Source organism: Colwellia sp., from assembly GCF_013215345.1.
In the GTDB taxonomy this organism is placed as follows: Bacteria; Pseudomonadota; Gammaproteobacteria; order Enterobacterales; family Alteromonadaceae; genus Colwellia.
Window position 1 is genome coordinate 1 of record NZ_JABSOV010000193.1, and the last position, 4,892, is coordinate 4,892.

At 38.3% G+C, this 4,892-nt stretch carries 4 protein-coding genes; all 4 read left to right on the plus strand.

Going from position 1 to position 4,892, the window contains the following annotated elements; all coding sequences use genetic code 11:
* Window positions 1–1,181, plus strand: a 1,181-nt coding sequence (locus tag HRT50_RS17795; protein ID WP_291616988.1) for a M3 family metallopeptidase, incomplete at its 5' end; no start/stop codon positions are given.
* 146 nt (window positions 1,182–1,327) lie between these two features.
* A complete protein-coding gene (locus HRT50_RS17800) occupies window positions 1,328–2,059 on the plus strand; it encodes a DNA-3-methyladenine glycosylase I (protein WP_291616990.1) in 732 nt (243 codons plus the stop codon).
* Between the two features lie 79 nt (window positions 2,060–2,138).
* Window positions 2,139–3,704 (plus strand): MBOAT family protein, encoded by a 1,566-nt coding sequence (locus HRT50_RS17805; protein WP_291616992.1) that lies wholly within the window; start codon window positions 2,139–2,141, stop codon window positions 3,702–3,704.
* Window positions 3,705–3,718: 14 nt separating this feature from the next.
* Window positions 3,719–4,892 (plus strand): hypothetical protein (locus tag HRT50_RS17810; RefSeq protein ID WP_291616994.1); only part of this gene is annotated, 1,174 nt, incomplete at its 3' end.

Genomic DNA, 4,892 nt, shown 5'->3' on the forward strand with positions numbered 1-4,892 from the left:
CTAGTGAAGTAATGCAGTTTCTTGAAAACTTGGCCATTAAATCACAACACCAGGGCAAACAAGATTTTAAAGAGCTAAGTGACTTTGCTGCCAGTGAGTTCAAGCAAGAAAACTTGCAAGCTTGGGATTTGGCTTATTACAGTGAAAAATTAAAACAAAGTCGTTATGCTATTTCAGATGAGCAATTGCGTCCTTACTTCCCAAAAGATAAGGTTGTTGCTGGTTTATTTGCCGTAGTGCATAAATTATTCGGCCTATCTATCACACATCGTGCAGGCGTTGATGTTTGGCATGACGATGTGAACTTTTATGACATAGTTGATAAAGCCGGTGAAAAGCGTGGTAGTTTCTATTTAGATCTTTATGCGCGTGAGAAAAAACGTGGCGGCGCTTGGATGGATGTTTGTGTAGGTCGTAGTCAGAAGTCTGATGGCTCTATCCAATACCCCGTTGCCTATTTAACCTGTAACTTTAACGGCCCTGTAGGTAATAATCCGGCATTATTTACTCATAATGAAGTAGTAACCTTGTTTCATGAATTTGGTCATGGAATTCACCATATGTTAAGCCAAATTAATGCCAGCAGTGTTGCCTGTATTAATGGCGTTCCTTGGGATGCGGTTGAGCTGCCTAGTCAATTTTTAGAAAACTGGTGCTGGCAACCAGAAGCTTTAGCCTTTATTTCTGGTCATTTTGAAAGTGGCGAGCCATTACCGCAAGAAATGTTAGATAAAATGCTGGCAGCCAAAAACTTTCAATCAGCGATGCAAATGTTACGTCAACTTGAGTTCAGCATCTTCGATTTTACTATGCATGAAAGCTTTGAGCCAAAAGCACTGAACAATGAAGAACATATTCAACAAACTCTCGATAGTGTTAGAAAGCAGTACTCAGTAGTCAAGGCTCCTGAATTTAATCGTTTTCAACATGGTTTTAGCCATATCTTTGGTGGTGGTTATTCTGCAGGTTATTACAGCTACAAATGGGCAGAGGTTTTATCGGCTGATGCCTTTGGTTTATTTGAAGAGCAAGGTATCTTTAACGAAGCAACTGGACATTCATTCTTAACCAATATCCTAGAAAAAGGTGGCAGTGAAGAGCCGAGTGCATTATTCCAAAAATTCCGCGGCCGAGCACCCGAAATTGATGCTTTATTACGCCATTGCGGTATTGAAGCGTAACGAGCAGTTAGCGAGAATCAAGTCTCTCGTGTTAACAATACCTTAGCCTAAACCATAGGCTAAGGTTCATTCATAAGGTTAGCTTCCCGCTCAACGAATGCAGGAATGATATAACTTATCAAAAGCACCATCCTAATTAAGAAACTATGACTCACGAATCATTTAAATCACTATTCCAACGTGCTGCCCAAAGAAAAGGTGGCGTACCGGCTTTAGAAGTATTGTTAGGTAAAAAAATCCTCGGTAAACAGCTACTAGACGATACCGCAGCACTGCAAAGTGTTGCCGAGCTAGGTGATGATCGTATTCTTGCGGCTTTTACCAAGCAAATTTTCAAATCAGGTTTTGTCTGGCGAGTAGTCGAAAATAAATGGCCTGACTTTGAAGAGCACTTTTTCAATTTTAATATTGAAAAAATCCTTATGATGCCAGAAGAAATGTTGGAACGAAAAGCCGCCGACCCAAAAATAATTCGTAATTATAATAAAGTAAAAACCATTAAAGCCAATGCGCAAATGATGTTCGATCACCACATTGAAAGTAATACTAGTTTTGCTCGATTTATAAACGACTGGCCAAGTACAGATATCATTGGTTTATGGGCTTACCTGAAAAAGCACGGTCAACGTTTAGGCGGTAATACAGGGCCTTATGCACTGCGCTTATTAGGTAAAGATACATTTATTTTAAGCAGTGATGTTGAAGCTTACTTAAGAGCACAAGAAATTATTGATGGTGGTTTACAAAGTAAAAAAAGTTTAACTGCTATACAAGCACACTTTAATAAATTACAAAGTGAAAGTGGCTATAGCTTAACCCAGCTTAGCCGTTTAATTGCTTTTTCTTGTGGTGATAATTATGTGCAGGTTGAAGAGTAAATTCTAAATCATAGCGACAACTCCAAGATAAACGATTAACATGTTACAAGCGTGTAAATAGTCTCCATGGAAGATCACTGTGTTATTCAATTCTGCTGAATTTATTTTTCTATTTCTACCACTTAGTTTATTGCTGTTTTTTTATCTCGCTAATCGTTGGGGTAATGAAGTAGCAATAGCGGGTTTAGTGGTATCTTCATTATTTTTTTATGCTTGGTGGAACCCTAGTTACCTAATTTTATTGCTAATCTCAATGGTGCTCAATTACCAATTGGGAAAACGACTAGGTACAAATAAAAATAATAAAAAACTACTCACCGTAGGTATTTCCCTCAATCTAGCCGCAATCGCCTACTTTAAATATGCTGGTTTTATTGTTTTTAACTTAAATGCAGTAACGGGAGAGAGTTGGAGTCTTGGCAATATAATCCTACCCTTAGCAATTTCATTTTTTACTTTTCAGCAAATAGCTTACTTGGTTGATTCATACAAGGGTATTACTAAAGAGTACAGCTTTCTCCATTACGCCTTGTTTGTATCATTCTTCCCGCAGTTAATTGCTGGACCGATTGTCCATCACAAAGACATGCTGCCACAGTTTTCTAGCACCAAACGATACCAAGTAAATTGTACTAACTTCAAAATTGGCTTAACTATTTTCGCTATTGGTTTATTTAAAAAAACAGTATTAGCTGATGGTATTGCGGTTTATGCCAACCCTGTTTTTACACTCGCTGATGCAGGCGGTAATATTGATTTTTTTATGGCTTGGGGCGGTACTCTAGCTTACACCTTTCAGCTTTATTTTGATTTCTCTGGCTACTCTGACATGGCAATAGGTATTGCCCGATTGTTCGGTATTATTTTACCTTTAAACTTCTATTCGCCTTATAAAGCAGCCAATATCTCTGAGTTTTGGCGTCGTTGGCATATTACTCTATCTCACTTTTTACGCGACTATGTGTACATAGCTTTAGGTGGCAATAGAAGCGGAAAATTCAAAAGATACAGTAATCTGTTTATTACCATGCTACTTGGTGGTTTGTGGCATGGCGCGGGTTGGAACTTTATTATTTGGGGGGCTTTGCATGGCTCTTATTTAGTAATTAACCTTGGCTGGCAAGCAATGAAAGTTAAATATTCACTATTCACCTTTGAAAGTAAACTTTATATCTTTACTGCTTGGTTAATTACTTTCATTGCCGTAGTTATCGGTTGGGTATTTTTCAGAGCAGTAACTCTGGATGGTGCGCTTATCATAATTAAGGGCATGCTTGGCTTAAATGGCATAGAAATACCCAATGCAATCCTTACTCGTACAGGCTCACTCGGGAGCATATTACAAGCTTGGGGAATAACACCATCCAATGGCGGTAAAGTATTTGTAATGACTTGGTTGTGGAATAGTGTTTTATTAATATTTGTACTAACACTGCCAAATATCCAAGACCTATTTTTCAAAAGACAGGGTACATTAAGCAAGTTCAACTATGAAAGTCGAAGCACCTTCTGGCCCGCTAGGCAGCTAATTTTAGGCTTTACTTGGGCCGATACTCACCGATGGGCACTATTTTCTGGAGCCTGTTTAGCGTTAGGCATGTTAACTCTTTCACAAGTCAGTGAATTTTTATACTTCCAATTTTAGGTCTAGTGGCAGCAATGAAATATATAAGCACATACTTCACCAGTTTCGCTATCGTACTTTTTTCCATAGCGACATTTAACTGGTTTATCGACCCTTTCGCTATGTTTTGGTCTCCGCAAATAGATGGAATTAACCAAATAAAACCAGAAGCAGGTAAACGTTCACGCATAACTAAAGCCTATCAAGTGCATAAAGTTAAACCACAAATATTAATTATTGGTAATTCACGAGTCGATATGGGCTTGAATCCACAGAGTAATCATTTTGCAGGTAAAATCGTTTATAACCAAGGCATGCCTGGTGCTGGCGTTGCCATGCAGGTTGATTATGCTATAGATGCCATTAACAACAACGACACCATAGAGCAGCTGCTTGTTGGCGTAGATTTTCTCGATTTCTTATTAAGTGAGCAACAGGTAACTAACTTCAAAGCCGAAATTAATCATCATGCCCAACCTAGTTACGCCTTTAGACTCGATTCAGCTGATAATGATGATAACTTTGCAAGGATTAGTCGCTTTAAAGAAAAAATGGCGATGGTATTTTCTTTAGACGCATTTAGCGCCAGCATAAGTACTATATCTCAGCAAAAATCTATGGCAAGCAGCATCAATGCCAACGGCTTTAATACGGCATTATCTTACGTTGCGATTATGAATAGCGAAGGAATCAAACCGCTTTTCAGACAAAAATTGCAAGAAATATCTGCTCGACTAACAAGAAACCCATGGGTTATTAAAGCACAAAATACTCCTCCGTATTCGCCAACCTTTGCCCACTTAGGTCGATTAATTAGCATCGCTAAACAACGAAAGATCAATATCACTTTTTTTATTAATCCTTATCATTACAGCTACCTGAACACCCTAGCGGATAACAACCAGTGGCATAACTTTCAAGTATGGAAAGAGACTCTAGTTCATTACCTTAACGTTACGCAGGGCGAGGATTTCATTTTATGGGATTTTAGTGGCGTCAGTAGTTTTGTTAATGAAATAGTGCCACTAACTAAACCTAAACAGCAAATGCGTTGGTTTTGGGAACCTGCACATTATCGCAAAGAGTTGGGGGAGAAGATGCTTGCAGTCATATTAGTTAAAGATAGATCAACTAATAATAATTTTGGTAAAAGGCTGACCGTAAGAAATATTACAAGCTTACTTAAAACAAATAAAAACGGCTTACAAG